Source organism: Comamonas testosteroni, assembly GCF_030505195.1.
GTDB lineage: Bacteria > Pseudomonadota > Gammaproteobacteria > Burkholderiales > Burkholderiaceae_C > Comamonas > Comamonas testosteroni_G.
The window spans coordinates 910727-932056 of the sequence record NZ_CP129672.1 but is presented as its reverse complement, the minus strand read 5'-3'; the positions used below and the strand labels follow the sequence as shown (position 1 = coordinate 932056).

Sequence of the window (21330 nt, the reverse complement as noted above, 5' to 3'; positions counted from 1 at the left end):
CGGTATGAGCTATTTAGCGGTGCTCGAACGGTGTTTGCTGTGTTTCGAAATGATGCAAATAACCCGCAATCACATGCTCGGAAGGCTCAATTTCCGGCAATAAAGCCACGGCGCTGGAGCTGCACAAAGCGCTGTCGGTGTCCTGCCGTCTCGTGTGAAGGGGACAAATCGCACCGATTTCGCACCGATGCCCTGAGTGCCGCATGGAGCCAAGTGTGGACGCGGGTTCAATTTCCGACAGCCAGCGTCCAATGGCGTTCACTGAAGTCCAGTGAACGCCATTTTTATTTGGTAAATCAACAATTTGACTTCCTTGGTCATCCGCCGAGGTTCATGGGCATCCGAGGCAAAGTGGGGTGCAAGTGGGGGCAACTTGCCAAAAGCCAATGCGTTGGCTGAGTGATCCCCCACTTTTTTGGGTTCATCGCGCATTACCGGGGAATGCTGCGCGAATCTTCAGAAAGAAGTAGTCCTGATCGCGGTAGCCATAGGCCCGGCGCTTGATGACCTTGATGGTGTTGTTGATGCCCTCCACAACACTTGTGTTCAACGGATGCCTGCATCGGGCGATGATCCCGTGCAGGTAGCTTTGCAAGCGCTGAGCGAAGGTGCTCAGTGCGGCAATGCCGCTTTGATGGGCTTGATCACACCAGTGCCGCCAGGCGCGATGCGCCCAAGTCGCACGACGGTAGAACCACAACTGTTTGAGCTAGTCGCGCAAGACGTATACCGTCATCAATGGTTGATTGGCCGCCAGCAGTTCCTTGAGTTGCACTGCTTGTTGAGGCTGCAGCTTGTTGCGATTGCGCAGCAGCAGCCAGCGGCTGGATTTGAGCACCTTACGTGCTGAGGGCTGTTGGCGCAGCAGGTTGGCCTGATCGACACGCACTCGGTCGATAACCTCCCGGCCATACTTGGCCACGACATGGAACAGGTCATAGACGATCTCGGCGTTAGGGCAGTGTGCCTTAATCTCCAGCTCGTAAGCCGTAGTCATGTCGATAGCAACTGCGCGAATGCGCTGGGCAACGCCAGCGGGCAACTGCTCGAAGAACTGGCGGGCCGTCTCGCGTGAGCGCCCTTGCCCCACCCACAGCACCTGCCGGCTGATGGGGTCGACGACGACTGTGGCGTAGCGATGGCCCTTGTGCAGCGCAAACTCGTCCATCGCCAGGTACTCGATCTGATCCCATTGCGGCTGCGCAGTGTTGGCCAGCAGCAAGGCTTTGTCGATGGACTTGACGGTGTGCCAGCCCAGATCGAAGAAGGCCGCTACCGCCTTGATGCTGCTGCTGCGAAGCAACTGGCTGCACGCCTGCGCCAGACGGTCTGTGACGCGCTGGTAGCGAACGAGCCAGCTGAGCTTCTCCAGGTGCGGGCCACCACAGCTATCGCACCGCAACGCTCGCAATGCATGACGCTGGCCTGCGGCTTCAGATAAATCGACACGGTGTGGCTATCGCCCTGTGGCCACTGCACACGTTCAACCATGTAGCCCTACCAACCGCCAAGAGCCTGCAATAACGTCGAGTCCGGCATTTGATTTGTTCTCCGATGTCAGCTTCGTTGCCATCAGATTGCAAAACGAACGGGCTTATCTCCACGGAATTCCTCGATGAACCTGAAAAAGCACGCTTTAAAGTGGGCAGTCATACGAAGTGGGTAGGAAAGCGGTTGGACAACAAGTATTTACAGCTGGGTCTTTCTGCAAGATTACTCTGTAGGACTCCACTTTCTGAAGGAGTTGCTATGAAAGCGCTACTTTTAATTGCCGCAGTTACCGTCGCGCTGGCGGGGTGCTCGATGATGCCGGGGCATAGTTCCGGCTCGATGCCTGCTCAGGGGGCCGGTCAGAACATGGGATCAATGAATATGAGTGCAGGCCGAGACTCCTGGTTGGTTGACGACAATGGACGCCCTTGGACTAGCGGTGACGGCGCTTTCTACGGCTCTCAGAACAGGTAGACAAGGGGCGTAAGGGCTTTTCCTTGAGGCATTGCACGGTCTTGTCATCCAGCCACTCGGCATGCTTGAGCGGCGAGTTCGTCGCGCAGGCTTTGGGTGATGGTTTGGGGTTCGTTGGCTTGGGCGTCGGGCGCGGACAGTCAGGCTGCAGCAGGGAGTCAGCAATCGTCTTCAGCATGAGGATCTCCTGTTCTTTAAATTGCGTGGAGCTATTAAAGCTGAATGCTCAGAGTGGCCATGCCTCTGACGTGAGCGCCATCACCACGGCAGCGCCGACCAAGCAGAACAGGCCGAGGCCGGTAAGAGTCCATTGCGCTGCGAGCAGCATTGTGGTGGAGTGGGGACAATCCAGGCTGCAGGTTGAGCCAATGACGGGGGCTGAACCGAGGCATAATAACGATCGGTCATATCAAACGAGAAATGATCGATGCGGAGCGCGCTCCACAAATCTAGGTTTAAGCGAAGCAAGAAAAAACTAGTGAAATCAATCATCTGCCCGTAGCTCAGTTGGATAGAGCAACAGCCTTCTAAGCTGTGGGTCACAGGTTCGATCCCTGTCGGGCAGGCCAAGTGAAGAAAAAGTCCATTCATGCAATTGCATGAATGGACTTTTTATTTCTGCATCAGCAGTGTGCCGCAGAGCGTTTCTAAGACTCTGCGATCTTGCCCTTATATTTTCATTCCATCTCTTCTTCGAAAACGACCGAGGGTGCGGCGACGACGCGTGCAATGTCCGTGGGTGCCGTAATCAGACTTTTGCTTACATAGCTGAAGGGGGTGTCAGGCTCGAGGGCTGCAGTCGCCAAATGCGCTTTTGCCTGGTTAAGAGTGATGTAGTAGCTGCCTATGGGGGCTTCAATGGCACCACGCGTCAGCACAGGGGTGTTGCTGCCGGTACGGGATGGGGTGTAGTTTTCTGCCAGCATCTGGCCGGATTCTGCAATCTGCATGACTTGCACTCCCTGCAGGCGCAAACGGTCGACGGCTCGCCCTGAGTCAGCCGACAGCCAGTAACCGCATGGCCGGGGACGGCTTTGTTCGGGCTTTATGTTCAGTGATGAATTCCAGTCCACACGGGCTTCGATTTCCTGTCCGGATTCGGCCTGCAGCATGTGGATGGTGCGCTGCTCAGGTGTTTGTTTGGCCTGGATGGTCAGGGTGTTGCGGCAAGCGAGCGCGGAAATGTCGCGGGATACAAAGGATTCGACCTGCTTCAGATTTTTCGATTTTTCGGCCGTGGCTCGCAGTGCTGCAGTTGCCGCAGTGACCAGGCTGTGCACGCGGCGCTGAATGTGCAGGCGCCCCAGATCAGAGCCGCGGCTGGCGATCAGCAGGGCAACAGAGTTTTTGAGGCTGCTGGTGTTGGCAAGAGTGTCGGCAGTTAAACCGGCCATGGACATTGATTTGTCCTCAGGCTGAGCACTGGGCTGAAAAAACCATTCATTACTGAGCTCTGCCTGTTTGAGAGCGTTGCGTATAGGTTGGCTGAACCACTCTCGCGCAGCCTTGTTGACAAATTCGTGTGCATTGGCCGTGGCCGCAGGTTGGAGCAGTACGTCGTAGCGTTGCACGGCCTGAAATCTCTGCAGCAGCGTGCCAGCTGCTGCAAATTCACGTAGATCAATCACTGCGGCTGGGCGGTAGTTACGGGTCAGGCGGGCGAGGGCCTGTGCTTCCGGAGTGCTCAACAGCAGATGATCGTGAACGAGATCGGTGCCGTCTGCTGTGACGTGGCTGGACGTGCCTGCCGCATCAGGATTGGCCCGAGGTACGATGATGATGTTGGTTTGCTGCAATAACGGTGCAAGCAGGCCGCCCTGGCTCAGTTCGCGTGCGACGACCAGCAGGGCCTCAGTGCTGGCAGGTTCGTCGCCACGCTGGCCGCCGACCAAGAGCACGGTGGGTTTGCCGCTGCTATTGATGGCCGTTGCCTGGGTGCTTTGGCCCTGAGTCGCAATAAGTGCCTGAATCGGCAGTCCTCTTTGAGAGGTGCCGATAGTGACGGTTGACAGTTGCGAGCCGTTACCGGCCTTGCTGCTCACTGTTTGCAGCCATGCAGCAATTTCTGTCTGCGTGCTGAACTGCTGTCGCCCGCTACCCAGACCCGGAGTGTCATAAAGAGTAGTGGGATCGGTAAAGAGAGACTCGATGGCCGGGTTATAGGGCAGGGCTGGCAGCTGTTGCGTAGGGGCAACCGCTTGGCTGATCACTGAAGGAGCGGCAGGAGAACTTGCTGCGGAGGGGGTTGTGCCCGGTGCTGGGCCTGACATGCCAGTCCAAGGGGGCAGCTGCACATTGGCACAGGCCGTCAACAGCACTGCCGAGCCCACTGTCGTCAGCTTGAGCATGCTTTGGGTCCAGACGGACTGCGTGCGCTTGGCATGAGAGAAAACAGGCTTGGTAAGAAATGTCATAAGTTCAACGCAGATAAAAAGAACATGCCAAGAACGAAAGCTCAAGCTTCGCACATCTGGAACCCATATTAGGTCGGCTGGCTTGCTGTCGGCTGTCAGCGCGCAGCGATGCTGAAGCTGGAAAAAACAGAAGGGCTGCAATATTGGAGATTGCAGCCCTTCAGGAGGTTGGGTTGAAGGTGACTCACACCTTCAACCATAGACGCAGTGGATTAACGTCCGTAACCGCCGCCAAAGCCTCCACGGTTGCCACCACGATTGCCTCCGCCAAAACCACCGCGACCGCCGCCGCCGCCGCCAAAGCCGCCACGGCGACCACGGTCAGCCATGCTGTCCACGCTGGTGCGCATGGGATCGGGCTGGCCACCACCGTTGCTGCCGCGCGCGCCGTTGAGGCGGGCGTGGCCTTGCTGCGTACCCAGGTGCGCATCGGCACGGGGGGGCTGGTCGTCGTAGCGGTTGCCGCGCTCACGATCACCGAACTGGCGGGCACTGCCGCGTTTGGGGGCTCGCTGTTGATCGCTATTGCCCTGGGGGCGTGGAGCGCGGTCGCTTTGACCAAACGAGTTGCTGCGCTCGCCATTGCGCTCGGTGCTGCGATCGGAGTTGCGTTCGCCACGTTCCACCGCTTGCTGGCCCTGGCCGCGCTGGTTGTTGACGCGGCTGTTGCTGCGGGGCTTGTGCTGGCGTGCGGGACGTTGCAGTGCTTCACCTTCTGTCTCGCCTTGCGGGGCATCTGCAGCAGGACGGCGACCACTGCGGCTGCCATTGGGAGTCTTATTGGAGCGGATGCGCTCCATCATTTCCTGGCGGGCTGCCTTGGCAGCTGCCTGCATCACATCGCGGCTGGGAGGCTTGCCAGCGCCACCCCACAGGGTCTGTCGGCCCATGGCGATGGGCTCGGCGATTTCGCCTTCTTCAGGACCAAAGCCTTCGATGGGCTGCACCGGAATCTCCTGCTTGGTAAAGCGCTCAATATCCATCATGAAGCCTTCTTCGTCCATGCAGACCAGGCTGACTGCGTTGCCTTCGCGACCGGCACGGCCGGTACGGCCGATACGGTGTACATAGTCTTCCGAGATATTGGGGATCTCGTAGTTCACCACGTTGGGTAGCTCGTCAATGTCGATGCCGCGTGCCGCGATATCTGTTGCCACCAGCGCGCGCAGCTCGCCCGTTTTGAAGCCTTCCAGGGCTTGGGTACGGGCGCTCTGGCTTTTGTTGCCGTGCAAAGCCATGGCGGAAACGCCGTTCTTGGTCAGGTACTCGGCCACGTTGTTGGCGCCAAACTTGGTGCGGGTGAACACCAGCACCTGACTCCAGTTGTTTTCCTGGATGATGTGCAGTAGCACCTGCTTTTTCTTGCCCCGACCCACGGGGTGGATGACCTGCTTGATACGCTGCACGGTGGTGTTGCGCGGCGTGACCTGGATGGATTGGGGGTTGCGCAGCAGGCCATTGGCCAGTTCGCGAATTTCATCGCTGAAGGTGGCAGAGAACAGCAGGCTTTGCTTGTCCTTGGGTACTAGAGCCAGAACCTTCTTGACGTCATGGATGAAGCCCATGTCCAGCATGCGGTCGGCCTCGTCCAGTATCAGCATCTCGACGGTGGACAGGTCCATAAAGCCCTGACCGGCCAGGTCCAGAAGACGGCCGGGCGTGGCAACCAGAACGTCAACGCCTTTTTCGATGCGGGCGATCTGAGGCTTCATGCCGACACCGCCAAAAATCACGGTGGAGGTAATGTCCAGGTATTTGGCGTAGCCACGCAGGTTTTCTTCCACCTGGGCCGCCAGTTCGCGGGTAGGGGTCAGCACCAGAGTGCGGACGCCCTTGCCGCCAAACTTGTTCTTTGGCGCTGTGCCGCTTGCCAGGCGCTGCAGCATGGGCAGCGTGAAGGCGGCTGTCTTGCCGGTGCCGGTTTGAGCGCCGGCCAACAGGTCGTGCCCGGCGAGAACCAGAGGAATGGCCTGTGCCTGAATGGGAGTCGGGTTTTCATAACCCTGTTCTTGTACGGCCTTCAGAATGGCGGGTGCCAGATTCAGTTCTTCAAATGTCATTGTGATCAATTGCGCCAATCCTGGGCGCGGGGTATCAGCCTGTCATGGCACCCGTGGGGTGCCTGGCCAGTTGTAGGCAGATATAGTTTGCGTGTCGGGAGCTTGGAAACGCTTCCTTTGTCCCCAGCTGAAGTGCTGCTGCAGTAGGCAACTGGACGCCTGTTGCGAGGGGTATTGTCGCATGCACTGATAATCATGGTTTGATTGCCGTGTAAAGCGGCACACTTTTTTGCATAAATCCAAGTAACTCAAAGCAATTCGGACATGGCTCAATACGTTTTTTCGATGAATCAGCTGACCAAGACGGTGCCGCCCAAGCGCCAGATCTTGAAAGGCATTTCCCTGAGTTTCTTCCCCGGCGCCAAGATCGGTGTGCTGGGTCTGAACGGCTCGGGCAAGTCTTCGTTGTTGAAGATCATGGCCGGTGTGGACAAGGAGTATGAAGGCGAAGCCATCCCCATGCAGGGCCTGTCCATCGGCTACCTGCCCCAGGAGCCTCAGCTCAATCCCGAGCACACCGTGCGCCAGGCTGTGGAAGAAGCCATGGCCGAGGTGAACAATGCCAAAGCCCGTCTGGAAGAGGTGTACGCTGCTTACGCAGAAGAGGATGCGGACTTTGACGCCCTGGCTGCCGAGCAAGGTGAGCTGGAGGCCATCATCGCTGCCGCGGGTACGGACTCCGAGCATCAGCTGGAAATCGCTGCGGATGCACTGCGCCTGCCGGCATGGGACGCTATCGTGGGTCAGCTCTCTGGTGGTGAAAAGCGCCGCGTTGCCCTGTGCAAGCTGCTGCTGTCCAAGCCTGACATGCTGCTGCTGGACGAGCCGACCAACCACTTGGACGCCGAGTCCGTGGACTGGCTGGAGCAGTTCCTGCACCGCTTTAGCGGCACCGTGGTGGCCATTACCCACGACCGCTACTTCCTTGACAACGCGGCCGAATGGATTCTTGAACTGGACCGTGGCCATGGCATTCCCTACAAGGGCAATTACTCCGACTGGCTGATCCAGAAGGGTAACCGCCTGGAAGCCGAGCAAAAGGGCGAAGAAGCACGTGCCAAGGCCTTGAAGAAGGAGCTGGAGTGGGTTCGCCAGAATGCCAAGGGTCGTCAGGCCAAGTCCAAGGCCCGTATTGCGCGCTTTGAAGAGCTGAGCGATTACGAATACCAGCAGCGCAATGAAACCCAGGAAATTTTCATTCCTGTGGCCGAGCGACTGGGCTCCAAGGTCATCGAGTTCACCAATGTCTCCAAGTCCTTTGGCGACCGCATGCTGATCGACAACCTTTCGATGAACATTCCCGCTGGTGCCATCGTCGGCATCATCGGACCGAATGGTGCTGGTAAGTCGACTCTGTTCAAGCTGATCGCGGGTAAGGAGCAGCCTGATTCAGGTACGGTGGACATCGGCCAGACTGTGAAGATGGCCTTTGTGGACCAGCACCGCGATGAACTGGCCAACGAAAAGACCGTGTGGGAAGACATCTCTGGCGGTTTGGACATCATCACCGTGGGCAAGTTCACCATGGCGTCGCGCGCTTACGCGGGCCGCTTCAACTTCAACGGCCAAGACCAGCAAAAGAAGGTCGGCAACCTCTCCGGTGGTGAGCGCGGTCGTCTGCACTTGGCCAAGACGCTGATTCAAGGCGGAAACGTGCTGCTGCTGGACGAGCCCTCCAATGACTTGGACGTGGAAACCCTGCGTGCGCTGGAAGACGCGCTGCTGGAATATGCCGGTACCGTGATGGTCATCTCGCATGACCGCTGGTTCCTGGACCGTATTGCCACGCATATTCTGGCCGCCGAAGGCGATTCTCAATGGGTGTTCTTTGACGGTAACTACCAAGAGTACGAAGCCGATAAGAAGAAACGACTGGGTGAAGAAGGTGCTGCGCCCAAGCGTATGCGTTACAAGGCGTTGAAGTAAGCATCAAAATGTCTCCGGCAGCAGCTGGAGCGGGTATTCTTAGGGGCTATGAGCCTCGCACATGCATCCGTTTCCGTGCTGCGCACCTGCCTTGTCCAGGTGGTGCGTGGCGCTGATGCATTCGCGCTGCGATTGTTGCAGCGCACCGAATATGCGTTAGAGCAATCGCTTGCGACGGGTTTCCACTGTGCAAGGCGCGATGTGCTCAGCGCTGCGCTGCACAACCTGCAGCAGCACAGGGCCTCGGTGATCAGCAGCTTCCCACAGAACTTGCTGGAGGCGCTGGTACTGTCAGCGCGCCAACCTTTTTCCTTTTCTGCACAGACGCTGGATACCGTCACTGGCCGGCTTTTGCCATTGGCGGCCATGGCCGAGTCGGCCGGCCGTCAGCTCAAGGCCGAGCACAAGCTGGTGCAGATGGTCGAGCCCCAGGTCGAGCTGGCCCTGGCCGATCTGGATGCGTTGATGAGCGGCGCTCAGGGGCTTGAGTCCGCTCAGCCAGAGTGCAATCCGCTGCGGCTGGAGAACTATGTACGCGCTTTGAGCCAGTCGTTGACGGCTGTTCAGCCCGCCACGGAGGTGGCCGATTGCTGGCATGAACTCATGTCGCAGCAGTTGGGCTCGATTCTGGCTTCTGAATATTCCCGTGCTGCCAATTTGCTGCGCCAGCATGGCGTGCAGCCTGCCCGCTATGGGGCGGACGGCGACACCCGGCCCCAATGCCTGCTGACCTTGCGGCTATTGCAGGAGTTGGCCTCCGATCTGCGCTGGATTGATGATTCGCGCTGTACCGTCCCCCAGACGCTGACAGACTCCATGCTGGCGGGGTGGCCTGCGACCGAGCCGGCCTCCATTGCACCTGCGCAAGACTTGGGGCTGGAGGCGGGCTGGACTTCGTATTCGGCCAATGCGCTGCAGACTTCGCAGCAACCCTGGGTGCCTAGTGCTCAGAGGGGATTGCGCGCGCCACAGCCCAGTCAGGCGCCCAGTGCTCTGATTCAGATACGCACGCTGCAGCGCATGATGAGTCATATGACCAGCGACGGCCGCCTGCTGCTGCCGGTGCAGCGGGTCTTGTTGCGACTTGAACCCATGTTGAGCCAGTTGGTGGCGCAAGACGGTGCTTTCTTTGAAGATCGCTTGCACCCGGCACGGCAGTTGCTCGATGAGCTGACGGCTCGCAGCCTCTGGTTCGCCAGTGAATCTGCTATGGGATTTGCTCACTTCATCACCGTGGCGGAGGCTGCGGCGAACCAGTTGGCTAGTGCTGGGCAGGCAAATGCGCATGTGTTTGCCCAAGTGCTGCAATTTGTGCGCGAGCAGTGGCCGCCGGAAGGTCGTATGAGCCGCGTTGCGCCTCTGAGCCAGCATACCGAAGTCGAGCATTCCACGCGACAAGGGCTGATGAGCTCGGCGCTGGGGCTGGTCGATCGTCAGATCGTGGGCGCCATCGAGCAGATCAAGCCCGATGCTCTGCAGCTGGCGCAGATGATTCGCAGCTTGCCCAGTGCCAAGGGGGTGCCTGAAGATATTCTGGATTTTGTGACCGGCCCTTGGGCCGGTGTGATTGCCCAGGCACAGCAGCGGGCTGAACCAGGGCAGGAGCGCGATCCGGGTGGCTATCTGGCGCTGGTGCCCAGCCTGTTGTGGAGCGTGTCGCCACAGGCCGCTCAGGATGTAACGCGATTGGTGGCCATGGCCCCCAGGTTGCAGCGCCGTCTGGCGCGAGGCTTGCGCAGCGTGGGTCGAACGGATGTCGAAATCGCCGCACTGGCGGCCCGACTGGGAAGCCTTCAGCAGCGGGTACTGGATGCAGCCGAAGCCGCAGACCGGTCCGGCTCCGACGAATTTACCAGGGCGGATGTGCTCGGTGAACTGCCCAGCGTGCTGGCGGGTCTGGATGGTGCCTCAGAAACCGTGCGTGCCGGACTGGATATCACCTTGCCGGTACTGACCGACAGAGTCGAGGGACTACCATCAGTGGCCGTGATGCGAGAGCCGCAGCCTCAGGCCGCAACCCATTCATCGGGGCCTGTCTTCAAGACCACAGCGTCGCAAAAGACAGTAAGTGCTCCATTGGGCGAGACTGAGGCAGTTGTTTCTGCTCCCATGCAGACGCGCGCACCCATGGGGCAGAGCAAGCCTGCAGATGTTGCCGAGTGGCCTTTGGGCACCTGGGTGGAGCTGTGCAACGAGCGCCAGCAACTGCGCACCAAACTGACCTGGGTCAGCCCGCAACAAAGCCTGTTTCTGTTTACCGCCGAAGACGGAAGCACCCAGTCCATGACGCGCCGCATGCGCGACAAATTGCTGACGCAGGGGCAGTTGCGGCGCCTCGAGGCGATTGCCTAACTTCTTGCCTGTAGATCCTGATAGCTGGGCAGCGTTGCCTGGCCTTCGATCCGCACCGATTGGGCGAGCAAGACAGCGCGCGCGGTGGCTACGGCCACGGCTTCGGCGGCCAATGTGCTCAGCGTCATCATTCCCAGCGACTTGCCGCTGCACGCAGTACCAAGGGCAAACAGGCTGTCGCCATCGCTCATGGTATGCACGGGGTTAATGGCACGTGCCAGGCCGTCATGGGCTACCACGGCCAGGCGGTGAGCCTGGGCCTTGCTGATGATGGCGTCGGTCGCCACGACGCCAATCGTGGTGTTGCTGCCGGCCAGAACCGGCCTGGGCTCCTCGCCCGCCAGCAAGGCATCGCGGGTGCCACGTAATTGCAGGCCGTCTGCCGTGCGTGCCCCGGCCAGCAACTCGCCGTTGAAGGGGTTGAATACATCGCCCAGCGCATTGCAGGCAATGATGGCTCCCACGGTGACGCCATCGACGGTAAAGCTGGCCGTGCCTATGCCGCCCTTCATTGCACGTTCATGGCCGAAGACCTTGCCTACCACGGCACCCGCACCAGCGCCTACGCTGCCTTCGGCGGGACGCTTGGTGCCGGAGTCAGGCCCCGCATTGCGGCTGGCTGTATAGCCGGCTGCGGCATCGGGGCGTATGCGCATATCGCCCATCATCACGTCAAACAGCACGGCGGCGGGCACCAGCGGAATGCGGCCCACGCCGATATTCAGGCCCGCACCTTGCTCTTCCAGCCAGCGCACGGCCCCTGTGGCCGCGTCCAGCCCCCAGGCGCTGCCGCCGGCCAGCATGATGCCGTGGACCTCATGCACCAGATTGCTGGGGTTCAGCAAATCGGTCTCGCGTGTGCCGGGGGCTGCGCCGCGCACATCCACACCGCCCACGGCACCCAGAGGGCACAACACGGCGGTGCAGCCCGTGGGGCGGCGCGAGTCGCTGAAATGGCCGACGGAAATGCCCTGCACACGGCCGATATGGCCTTCGTGTGCGAGCAGATCCTGAAACGTTGAAAAAGCGCTCATGCCAGTCCTCTTTGCATTTCTTATATGTTTTTATGGATAAACAGATGGTTTTTTATTCTTTAGGGTTTGCACGTGTAAGGTTCATACTTGCTCACATTGTTGCAGCCCGGTAAACAAATGAGAACCATGCTGCTCACGCGCATCAAATTCAAGGAGTGATCCATGCCCGCCCATTTTTCTTTTGCCGCCAGCCGTCGTTCCGTTCTGGCCACTGCCGCAGTCGCATTGCTGGCGACTGCCGGTGTGCCTGCTTTGGCGCAGGATCCAGCCAAGAAGAACCTGCTGATCGGTGCCACCGCCGGCTCCAACTATGACCTGCTGCAAAAAGGCATAGTGCCTCAACTGCAGAAAAAGGGCTACCAGGTCAAGTTGATCGAGTTCAATGATTATGTTCAGCCCAATCTGGCGCTGTCCGACGGTTCGCTGGATGCCAACTTCTTTCAGCACCGTGCCTATTTCGATCAGTTCACCACGGATCGCAAGCTGGCGCTGAGCGCGATTGCCCAGGGACCGGTGGCACCCATGGGCGTGTACAGCAAAAAGCACAAGTCTCTGGCCGATATCAAGAGCGGAGCCAAGGTGGCTCTGCCCAATGACCCCAGCAACCTGGCCCGTGCATTGCTGGTGTTGCAGCAGGCTGGACTCGTCAAGGTCAAGGAAGGGGTGAACCCGGCTCGCATCTCCGAGCTGGATCTGGCCGCCAATCCACACAAGCTCAAGTTTGTGGCTCTGGAGGCAGCCCAGTTGCCCCGCGTGCTGGAAGACGCTGACTATGTGGTGGTCAATGGCAACTTTGCCGTTTCCTCGGGCCTGAAGCTGAGCGAAGCCGTGGTGCTGGAAAAGACTCCCGATCTTTACCTGAACGTGGTGGCCGTGAAGACCGGCAACGAAAACAGCCAATGGGCCAAGGACCTGTCCGCAGCCTACCGCTCGCCCGAGTTCAAGGCCGTGGTGGACAGCCAGTTCCCCGGCTACTCCAAGCCTGCTTTCCTGAAGTGATCGGGCTGGCCTGAAGACGCCAAGGGCCGCAATGCGGCCCTTTTTTCATGCCCGTGGATTGGCTGGCTATAGATGAAAAGCAAATAAGAGCATGGGTTTTTATTGGTTGGAATTTGCTCTCCTGATCTGGATACTGCAAAGGCCTCTGCAGGCTGCAGAGCCAAACCTTTCGCATCAAAACTCAGTACATCAACGAGGAGCAAAGCATGACCACTCTTTTTTCCGCAGCGCACCGTCGCCGCCGTCTTCTGGCCACAGGCTTGCTGGCGGGAGCCGCTCTGGCCATGGGCGCCCTGCCGGCTGCGGCCCAGGACGCGGGCAAAAAGCAATTGGTCATTGGCGGCACGGCCGGCTCCAACATTGATCAGCTGCAATACGGCATCGTCCCCATCCTGCAGAAAAAGGGCTACAAGGTGCGTCTGGTGGAGTTCAACGACTATGTGCAGCCCAATCTGGCCCTGGCCGATGGCTCGCTCGATGCCAACTTCTTCCAGCACGAGGTGTATTTCAATCAGTTCAAGGGCGACCGCAAGCTGGATCTGACGGCGCTGGTCCAGGGGCCGATTGCGCCCATGGGCGTCTACAGCAAGCAGCGCAAAAGCCTGGCCGAGCTGAAGGAGGGCGATCGCATCGCCCTGCCCAACGATGCCAGCAATCTGGCTCGGGGCATTCTGCTGCTGCAGCAGGCGGGGCTGGTCAAGCTCAAGGAAGGCGTGAACCCGCTGCGCGTCTCCGAGCTGGATCTGGCCTCCAATCCCAAGAAGATCAAGCTTGTGCCCCTGGATGCGGCTCATCTGCCGCGTGCGCTCGATGATGCGCAGTACGCCATCATCAACGGCAACTTTGCGATTTCCTCGGGCCTGAAGCTTTCGGATTCGGTGCTGCTGGAAAAGACCCCCGAGCATTATCTGAACATCGTGGCCGTCAAGACCAAGGACAAGGATGCGCAATGGGCCAAGGATCTGGCGGCAGCCTACAAGTCCGCCGAGTTTAAGAGCGTGGTGGACAGCAAGTTCGCGGGCTATGCCAAGCCCGCATTTTTGCAATAAGTCTCAGCCGGCAAGGGCCTGAACCTCATGCTCCAGATGGCGCAGCGCACGCAGCTCGATCTGCTGCAGCTGCGCTTGCTGCGTTTCGGGCAGGCCCTGTAAAAGCGCGGCGGCGCCAAAGTCGCTGAGCATGGCCTGCCCGGTCTGCAGATTGCACAGGATATTGTGGGCGTACAGATCTCCATGCAGCAGACCACGGCCGTGCAGGTGGGCGATCGCAGAGCGTATGCCTTGCAGCAGTTGCTGGGCCAGGCCGCTTTGCAGGCGCAGTGCGGGGTCATAGACATCACGTGTGCAGCTGTCGAAGCTTGGCGGCCCGGCCAGCGGCTGCATGGCTGAATCCAGTAGGGGCAGGGCCGTGGCTGTTTGCCCGTCAGGAGCACCCAGAACCTGCGCCAGCGGCGTCAGTAGATGAGGGTGCTGTCCTGCCGCAATGCCTGCCGCCAGTTCGGATTGTGGCGTGCCGTCGCTGGTCTGGGCGGCCTTGAAAACCTTGAGTGCTAGCTCCTGTCCGTTGAAGCTCGCGCGGTAGATATGGCCACTGGCGCCTTCGCCCAGCTTGCCGGCGATTTGCAAATTTTGATAGAAAATGGGCTCCACCACATGCCCTGAAAGGGTATCCAGCTCCTGTTTTTGAGTCATTGGATTACCTGCCAGCGCCAGCCATGCCAGGTGTGGCAGCCGGAAGATGACTTCGGGAGCATCTTCGAAACGGTTGCTTGCAATGCGCAGCAACTCCAGCGCCTGGCAATGTTCCAGGCTCTGGGGCAGCTGATTCAGCCGGTTGCATGACAGCATGAGCTTTTGCAGGCGCATGCATCGGCCCATGGATTCGGGCAGCCGCTGCACGCGGTTGTCCGTGAGAATCAGCCAGCGCAGGCGCGGCGGCAGGCTGTCCTCGGGCACATGCGCGATGCGGCAGGCCTTGAAGCCCACCATTTCGAGTTGCGGCATGCGGCCCAGCACGCGAGGCAGTTCGCCGAACGGATTGTTCGAGGCAAACAGAATGCGCAGCCGTGCAAAGCGCGTCAGATCATCGGGCAGGGTGCTGAGCCGGTTGCCCGACAGATCAAGGATCTCCAGCGTCTCGGTCAGCTGATAAAGCGCGTCGGGGAACTCGGTCAGCCCATCGCTGAGCCTGATATGGTGTGCGCGGGCCAGTGAACCATTGGCCAGCCCGGGGTGAAACTGTTCTAGCGTCAACATAGGATGCGCAGTCTAAGCCCCGCGCACGAAATGCACAGGAAACACGAAATGCACGGAATGCCTGCATGAAAATCTTCAAAAACCTGCCTGCGCTGGTGCAGGAATTGCCCGAGCTGTCGGTGAGCGACTGGGTGGATCTGCCTACCGATGCTGCTGCCCAGCTCGATGCGCCACATCAGTCCCCGCAAGCGGATCTGCTGACACAGCCTGCCTTGCGCTTTGTGGTGCGCGATGCGAATAAGGTGCCGCGCATGGGCTATGTGCCCTGGATGCCGGTAGCGGTACTCACCCAGATGCACTGGCCTTGCCCAGCGGACGCGCAAGCATGGGCCGGGTTTCTGCAGGCCGAATTCGGGCTCAGCCAGCACCTTGCTGCACGGCCGCAGCTGTGGGATGAAGCCGATGTGCCCGAGCCGTATTGGCTGACGATCAATGCTACGGCACAGCAGCGGCTGGCTTACTGGTATCAAGGCCTGCAGGCTCATGCCTGGATGGACGAAGAGACTGCCCAAGCCAAGCCCTTCAACCGGGCCGAGCTGCGCTTGTGCGAATGGCGCCTGGGCTGCAGCCTGCCCCAGTCCTTGCGTGATTATCTGTCGCAACTGGGTGTGCTGGACTGGGCCGAGCGCTTGCTGAGCCCGCGTTTTGATTTGATGGCGCCCGACGCAGATATGGATGCCATCGGTCCGGTGCAGGTCGTGTTCCCGGGTATCGCCGATATTGTGCAAATGAGTGCGCCGCAACAGGCGCAGGCCCTGATGGCGCAACTGAATGAGCTGGTCGCCTTTGGCGATTATCTGGGCAATGGCAATCTCTGGTGCTTTAGCCGCAAGGACGGTGCAGTCTGGTATCTGGACCATGACAGCGCGCCGCTGCTGACGCGTATGTTTGACGATGTGAGCGACTATCTGGACGCGCTGGCCATGATGTCACTATGCCGCAGCCATGCCGTGGCCCAGGGCCGGGACGATGGCGATGAGCAGGCCGAAGCGCTGCTGGCAGAGCGCTTCGGGCAGGCGCTAGTCCGGAAATGGATGTACTGAGATGACGATGAAACTGCTCAAGGCCGCTGAAAAAGGCGATATCACGGCGCTGGAGCTGCGCCTGAAGGACGGTGACGATATCGCCTATGTGCAAAAGAGCACAGGCCTCAATGCGCTGATCACGGCCCTTAATTGCGGCAACGATGCCGTAGCCCAATGGCTGGTGGAGCATGGCAGTCCGCTGGATCAGGTGAGCCTGGAAACGGGCATGACGGCCACCGCTTGGGCGGCCTTCAACGGGCGCACAGAGATGCTGCAAGTGCTGCGGCAAGCGGGGGCCGATCTCGACAAGACCGGGGATGACAAAGGCCGCACCCCGTATCTGTTGGCCGTGGAGCATGGCGCGTGGGAGGTTGTGCGCTGGTTCTGGTCGGCCGGGGTCGATCTTCGACGAAGAGACGCCCAGGGGCGCAATGCCCATGATCTGCTGGTGCAGAGCGCTCGTGATGTGCCTGGGGATCTGCTGGAGCGTGTAGCACGCTATGCCGACGCACCGCCCACGGGGCGGTGACAGGATGACGATGCCATGGTCGCATGGCATCGTCATCGTCTCAGCCGCAAGACCGCATCAGGACGCAGGTTGGATGCGGGTGATGATCAGTGATCCATCCTTGTCCTCGGCATGGAACAGCACCTTGTCGCCGGCCTTGAAAGAGGCTGGCTGTGCCGAGCCTGACAGCGCAAACACCATGGTCATGGGGGGCATGTCCAGGTTCTTGATTTCTTCATGGCGGATCGTCAACTTGCCTGTGCGGGCATCCACACGGGTGATTTCACCGGCGGTCAGCACATCGGTCTGGCCAGCCGATGAGGTTGTCGAAGCATCGGCCATCGCCCCATGGCCTGCGTGCGCCGAGTGATCCTGTGCGATAGCGGGGGCTGCCAGTGCAATGCCGAGGCTCAGGGCTGCCAAAGTGGTGTGAAAGAGGTTTCTCATCATGTTCTCCTGAATTGAGGGGGTCAGCCGCGATAGCTGGTGAAGACGAAGGTGCTGACATCGCTGTTCATGAGGTTCTTGGTGACCAGCAGCACGTCATAGGGGTCTTTGCGGCCACCATATTCGGGGCCGTCCATGCCGGGGCTGCCAATGGGCATGCCCGGTACGGCGATGCCCAGCGCCTTGGGCTTTTGCTTCAGCAGCTTGTGCACGTCGGCGGCAGGCACATGGCCTTCGACCAGATATCCGCCCACCAGGGCGGTATGGCAGGAACCCAGGCGGCCAGGCAGGCCCAGCTTGGCGCGTACGGCGTTGTTGCCCACGTCGTGCACTTTGACGGCGAAGCCAGCCTGCTCCATCAGGGCAATCCAGTCCTTGCAGCAGCCGCAGTTCGGGTCTTTCCAGACCTCCATGGAAATTTTGGCGGGAGCAGCCGCCATTGCTGGCAGCGCTGCCATGCCAGCAGCGGCGGCCAGCAGACGCAGGGCCTGGCGGCGGTTGGTTCTTGTCATCGGGAATTCCTTTCGTGCGTTATTCGGTGACGGTGATACGCCCTGTCATGCCGGCCTGGTAGTGGCCGGCGATCAGGCAGGCGAAGTCGAAATCACCTGCGCGGTTGAAGCTCCAGACCATGTCTTCGGTCTGGCCTGCGGCGACATGGGCCATATAGGGTTCGGCATGCTCCATGCCGGGGTACTTGAGCATCATCTGCGCGTGCTCATCAAGCGATGCCCGGGTGCCCAGCACCATCTCGTGCATGAGAAGGCCTTTGTTGACCACGCGCAGGCGCAGGGTCTCGCCCTTTTTTACGCTGAAATGACTGGGGTTGAAGCGCATGTCGTCCGTCATCTGGATGGTGATGGTGCGCTGGGCGTCCCTGCCCTCGGCTGCAATGCCCCAGGGCTTTTACTCCTTGATCACGGGACCGCTGGTATGGGCGTTGTTTCCATGCGCAAAACTAGCGCTGGTGCTTGCTGCCAAAGCGCAGGCAGCTATGAAATGAATAATCTTCATGGGAGTCTCCTGGCGTCAGTGCTGGGGGTGAGCACCCGTGGCGGGGCCGGTTTCGGGTTTGCGTACGGTGGCGGCACCGGGAGCGGTGCCGGGCGTGGCCTGGCGGGGGGCCTTGGCATCGAAAGGTGTGCCTTGCCATTCATAGGCACGGGTACCCTTGGGCTGTTGGTACCAGCCAGGATCGCCGTAGTCATTGGCCCCCAGGTTTTTGCGCACCTTGAAGCTGGTGAACATCCCGCCCATTTCGATAGGGCCGTAAGGGCCCTGGCCGGTCATCATGGGGAAGGTGTTGTCGGGCAGAGGCATTTCCATGGCGCCCATATCGCCCATGCCGCGCTCGCCCATCAGCATGTAGTCGGGCACGATCTTCTGGATCTTGCCCACCAGGCCGCGGTGGTCCACGCCGATCATGGTGGGCACGTCGTGACCCATGGCGCCCATGGTGTGGTGGCTCTTGTGGCAGTGGAAAGCCCAGTCGCCGGGTTCGTCGGCAATGAATTCCACCTGGCGCATCTGGCCCACGGCCACATCCGTAGTCACCTCGGGCCAGCGGGCGGTCTTTGGCACGGGGCCGCCGTCGGTGCCCGTGACCTCGAACTCATGGCCGTGAATATGGATGGGGTGGTTGGTCATGGTCAGATTGCCCACGCGGATGCGCACCTTGTCACCCTGACGAGCCACCAGCGGGCTGATGGCGGGGAAGGCGCGGCTGTTGAAGGTCCAGATATTGAAGTCCGTCATCTCGTTGATGCGCGGCGTCATGGTGCCGGGCTCGACCGCATAGGCGCTGAGCAGGAAGGCATAGTCGCGCTGCACCTTGTCGATCAGCGGGTGGGCTGTCTTGGGGTGGGTGATCCACAAGCCCATCATGCCCATGGCCATCTGCACCATCTCATCCGAATGCGGGTGGTACATGAAGGTGCCGGGGCGGCGCGCCTCGAACTCGTAGACGAAGGTCTTGCCTGGCGGGATATGGGGTTGGTTCAGGCCGCCCACACCGTCCATGCCATTGGGCAGACGCTGGCCATGCCAGTGGATGGTGGTGCTCTCGGGCAGGCGGTTGGTGACGAAGATGCGCACCTTGTCGCCTTCCACCACCTCGATCGTGGGGCCCGGCGACTGGCCGTTGTAGCCCCACATATTGACGAAAAAGCCGGGCGCCACCTCGCGCACCACGGGCTCGGCCACGAGGTGGAACTCCTTGACGCCCGCATTCATGCGCCAGGGCGTGGTCCAGCCGTTGAGCGTGACCACGCCCTGGTAGGGGCGACCGTTGGGCGGCGTCAAAGGCGCAGCCGTGTCGGCGCTGCCTTGCATGACGGGCTCGGGCAGGGCCGCCATGGCAACCCGGCTGACGGCCATTGAAGTTGTGGCGGCTGCCACTGCAGTGGCAGCGCCGGTGAAAAAGGATCGGCGTTGCATATCAGTGACCTGCTTCGTTGCTGGCAGCGGGCGCTGCGCTGGTGTTGACGGTGGGGGCGGTTCCTGGTGACGTGCCTGTCAGGGCCAGGCGCAGATCGGTCTCGGCCAGCCAGAAATCGCGCTGGGCCTCGGTGGTGGTCACCACGGCCTGGGTGGTGCTGCGGGCCTGGGCCAACAGTTGCCACACACTCATGAACATGCCGTTGTAGCGGTAGACGGTTTCTTCCTGCATCAGCTTGGCCAAGGGCAGAACCTCGGCCTGCTGTTGCTGGGCCAGGTCGTAAGCCGTGCGGTAGGCCAGCCAGTTGCTGCGGGCTTCGCTGCGTGCGCGTATGGCGTTGTCGCGCAGCAGCGATGCACTGCGCAGCACCTGGTTGCGCGCCATGCCGCGCGCGGCAAAGCCCCAGTCAAACAGCGGCAGCGGTACGTCGAACTCCCAGCCCTGGGTCTTGTCGCTGTGACCGGTGGCTCGTTCGGTGCTGGTGTTGTTGCTGTAGCTGGCGCCGATATCGCCAAAGATGGTGCCAATCGTGGCCCAGCCCTGGCGTCCGGCGGTCACATCCAGGTCGCGGCGTAGCGCGCCCAGATCCAGCCGCTGGCGCAGCGCCGTGGCCTCGGCGTCATCGCCGCCATGCAATTCGGCTATTTTCGGCAGAGCGGGCAACTGGGCGGGCAGCTTGTAGGCCAGTTGCTGTCCCCACAGGCCCATGCGGCGGGCCAACTGCTCGCGTTCCAGTTGGGCGTTCAGGCGTGCGCGTGCCAGCTGGGCGGCGGCCTGCTGCTGCTGGGCCAGCTCTTTGGCCTGGTCCATCTTGCTGAAGTTGCCGACCTGGGCCATGCGGCGTGCCAGCTCGCCGCCCAGGGCCGCAGCCTCATGCATGCGTTCGTTGGCGGCCAGGGCTTGCTCGGCGGCCACGGCGCGCAGCCACGCGCGGCGTGTATCGGAGGCCAGCAGCAGCACCTGCTGGGCGGCCGTCAGCGTGGCCTGCTCCATCTGCCAGCCCTGCCAGCGGCTGCGCCAGGGCAGGGTGATGAGCTGCACCAGTCCAAAGCTGAGCTGGCGCTCGATCTCGCGCTCGTGGCCGTTGCGAAAGCGGCCGAAGGTAAAGCTGGGGTTGGGCAGGGTCAGGACCTGCACGCGCTGCGCGTCGGCAATGCCGAGCTGCGCCAGCTGGGCCTGCAGGCCGGGGTTGTTGAGCAGGGCGATGCGCACGGCGGTGTCGGCATCGACAGGGGTTTTGAGCCAGTCGGCAATCTGGGTCTGTGCATCCTGCAGGGCCTGGGCATCCGGCGAAGGCAGCTGTGCGCCCGCAGGCAGTCTGCCTTCGGTATGCCTGGCCACGTCGCCGCGCAGTCCGTCAGGCGAGATGCTGGCGCAGCCGGCCAGCACGAGTGTGAGTGACATTGCGGCGAGCAATGGCGCGGCCTTGAATGCAAGGCGCTTCATGGCTGGCCTCCGTGATGGTGCTGATGTGCGGAAGCACCGCTGTCCGGGGCTGGGCCGGAGGCATTGCCCTGGGATTTCTCCCACCTGAGCACATCGCCATGGCCGCGCGGGAACTCGCTCACCGCGGCATTGGCGGCTTTCCAGTCACCGGGCTGGGTGACGATGGCAGCGCTGGCGGCGAGCGGCCGGTGCTGCAGCGCCAGCGTGGGAGCGGCGGGGTCGAAAACGTCGTGACTGCTGACTGGGGACTGGGCCACCGGGAGAGTCTGCGCGGACGGCTGGGCCAGGGCCGGCAGGCTGACACCGGCTATGAGCAAAGCCATGGCTGTCATAGAAAGAGGATGCGCTTGGCGCATAGAGGATTCCTGTCGTCTAAAACCGGGAGAAGGACCGCAGTTTTGAGCGTGTTACGGCTCAAGCCTAGACAGCAAGCGCGATGGCAGCTATCAAAAAGCGGACGCA

The 21330-nt window shown here is 60.8% G+C and carries 16 protein-coding genes, 1 tRNA gene and 2 pseudogenes; 7 read left to right on the top strand and 12 right to left on the bottom strand.

Going from position 1 to position 21330, the window contains the following annotated elements:
* Positions 1-421: 421 nt before the first annotated feature.
* Both QYQ99_RS04245 and QYQ99_RS04240 read right to left on the bottom strand, forming a co-directional pair.
* Positions 422-1491: pseudogene (locus QYQ99_RS04245) on the bottom strand (ISL3 family transposase).
* Between the two features lie 433 nt (positions 1492-1924).
* On the bottom strand, positions 1925-2143 hold the full coding sequence (locus QYQ99_RS04240; RefSeq protein ID WP_302093295.1) for a hypothetical protein: 219 nt from the start codon (positions 2141-2143) through the stop codon (positions 1925-1927).
* A 314-nt stretch (positions 2144-2457) separates the two neighbouring features.
* Here QYQ99_RS04240 and QYQ99_RS04235 point away from each other — a divergent pair.
* Positions 2458-2534: transfer RNA gene (locus QYQ99_RS04235), tRNA-Arg, on the top strand.
* Positions 2535-2642: 108 nt separating this feature from the next.
* Here the strand turns inward: QYQ99_RS04235 and QYQ99_RS04230 are convergent.
* Entirely contained in the window at positions 2643-4520 is a 1878-nt protein-coding gene (locus tag QYQ99_RS04230) for a M14 family zinc carboxypeptidase (protein WP_302091567.1), read from the bottom strand.
* 71 nt (positions 4521-4591) lie between these two features.
* Entirely contained in the window at positions 4592-6439 is a 1848-nt protein-coding gene (locus QYQ99_RS04225; protein WP_302091566.1) for a DEAD/DEAH box helicase, read from the bottom strand.
* Positions 6440-6703: 264 nt separating this feature from the next.
* Here QYQ99_RS04225 and ettA point away from each other — a divergent pair, with 264 nt between their 5' ends.
* Positions 6704-8365 carry an energy-dependent translational throttle protein EttA gene (ettA, locus tag QYQ99_RS04220; RefSeq protein ID WP_302091565.1) on the top strand — a complete coding sequence of 554 codons (1662 nt, stop codon included), beginning with the start codon at positions 6704-6706 and terminating at the stop codon, positions 8363-8365.
* 48 nt (positions 8366-8413) lie between these two features.
* Positions 8414-10717 (top strand): DUF1631 family protein, encoded by a 2304-nt coding sequence (locus tag QYQ99_RS04215; protein ID WP_302091564.1) that lies wholly within the window; start codon positions 8414-8416, stop codon positions 10715-10717.
* On the opposite strand, the gene QYQ99_RS04210 is transcribed toward QYQ99_RS04215, so the two are convergent.
* Positions 10714-11751, bottom strand: coding sequence for a P1 family peptidase (locus QYQ99_RS04210; RefSeq protein WP_302091563.1), 1038 nt, complete (start codon positions 11749-11751; stop codon positions 10714-10716). The genes QYQ99_RS04215 and QYQ99_RS04210 overlap by 4 nt on opposite strands.
* Positions 11752-11913: 162 nt before the next feature.
* On the opposite strand from QYQ99_RS04210, the gene QYQ99_RS04205 reads away from it, so the two are divergent.
* Both QYQ99_RS04205 and QYQ99_RS04200 read left to right on the top strand, forming a co-directional pair.
* Entirely contained in the window at positions 11914-12750 is an 837-nt protein-coding gene (locus QYQ99_RS04205; RefSeq protein WP_302091562.1) for a MetQ/NlpA family ABC transporter substrate-binding protein, read from the top strand.
* A gap of 206 nt (positions 12751-12956) precedes the next feature.
* A complete protein-coding gene (locus QYQ99_RS04200; RefSeq protein ID WP_302091561.1) occupies positions 12957-13799 on the top strand; it encodes a MetQ/NlpA family ABC transporter substrate-binding protein in 843 nt (280 codons plus the stop codon).
* A 3-nt stretch (positions 13800-13802) separates the two neighbouring features.
* Here QYQ99_RS04200 and QYQ99_RS04195 read toward each other — a convergent pair whose 3' ends face one another.
* Positions 13803-15005, bottom strand: a complete 1203-nt coding sequence (locus QYQ99_RS04195; protein WP_302091560.1) for a leucine-rich repeat-containing protein kinase family protein — start codon at positions 15003-15005, stop codon at positions 13803-13805.
* A gap of 65 nt (positions 15006-15070) precedes the next feature.
* Between QYQ99_RS04195 and QYQ99_RS04190 the strand changes: the two genes are divergently transcribed.
* Positions 15071-16048, top strand: a complete 978-nt coding sequence (locus QYQ99_RS04190; protein ID WP_302091559.1) for an SMI1/KNR4 family protein — start codon at positions 15071-15073, stop codon at positions 16046-16048.
* Between the two features lies 1 nt (position 16049).
* On the top strand, positions 16050-16559 hold the full coding sequence (locus tag QYQ99_RS04185) for an ankyrin repeat domain-containing protein (protein ID WP_302091558.1): 510 nt from the start codon (positions 16050-16052) through the stop codon (positions 16557-16559).
* Between the two features lie 57 nt (positions 16560-16616).
* On the opposite strand, the gene QYQ99_RS04180 is transcribed toward QYQ99_RS04185, so the two are convergent.
* From QYQ99_RS04180 to QYQ99_RS04155, 6 genes and pseudogenes are all read right to left on the bottom strand, one after another.
* Entirely contained in the window at positions 16617-16985 is a 369-nt protein-coding gene (locus QYQ99_RS04180) for a copper-binding protein (protein WP_302093109.1), read from the bottom strand.
* 23 nt (positions 16986-17008) lie between these two features.
* Positions 17009-17497, bottom strand: a complete 489-nt coding sequence (locus QYQ99_RS04175; protein WP_302091557.1) for a DUF411 domain-containing protein — start codon at positions 17495-17497, stop codon at positions 17009-17011.
* Positions 17498-17516: 19 nt separating this feature from the next.
* A pseudogene (locus QYQ99_RS04170) lies at positions 17517-17999 on the bottom strand (cupredoxin domain-containing protein).
* Positions 18000-18014: 15 nt separating this feature from the next.
* On the bottom strand, positions 18015-19421 hold the full coding sequence (locus tag QYQ99_RS04165) for a multicopper oxidase family protein (protein WP_302091556.1): 1407 nt from the start codon (positions 19419-19421) through the stop codon (positions 18015-18017).
* Position 19422: 1 nt separating this feature from the next.
* A complete protein-coding gene (locus QYQ99_RS04160; protein WP_302091555.1) occupies positions 19423-20868 on the bottom strand; it encodes a TolC family protein in 1446 nt (481 codons plus the stop codon).
* Positions 20865-21224, bottom strand: coding sequence for a hypothetical protein (locus QYQ99_RS04155; protein WP_437439062.1), 360 nt, complete (start codon positions 21222-21224; stop codon positions 20865-20867). The genes QYQ99_RS04160 and QYQ99_RS04155 overlap by 4 nt, the downstream gene beginning before the upstream one ends.
* Positions 21225-21330: the final 106 nt, after the last annotated feature.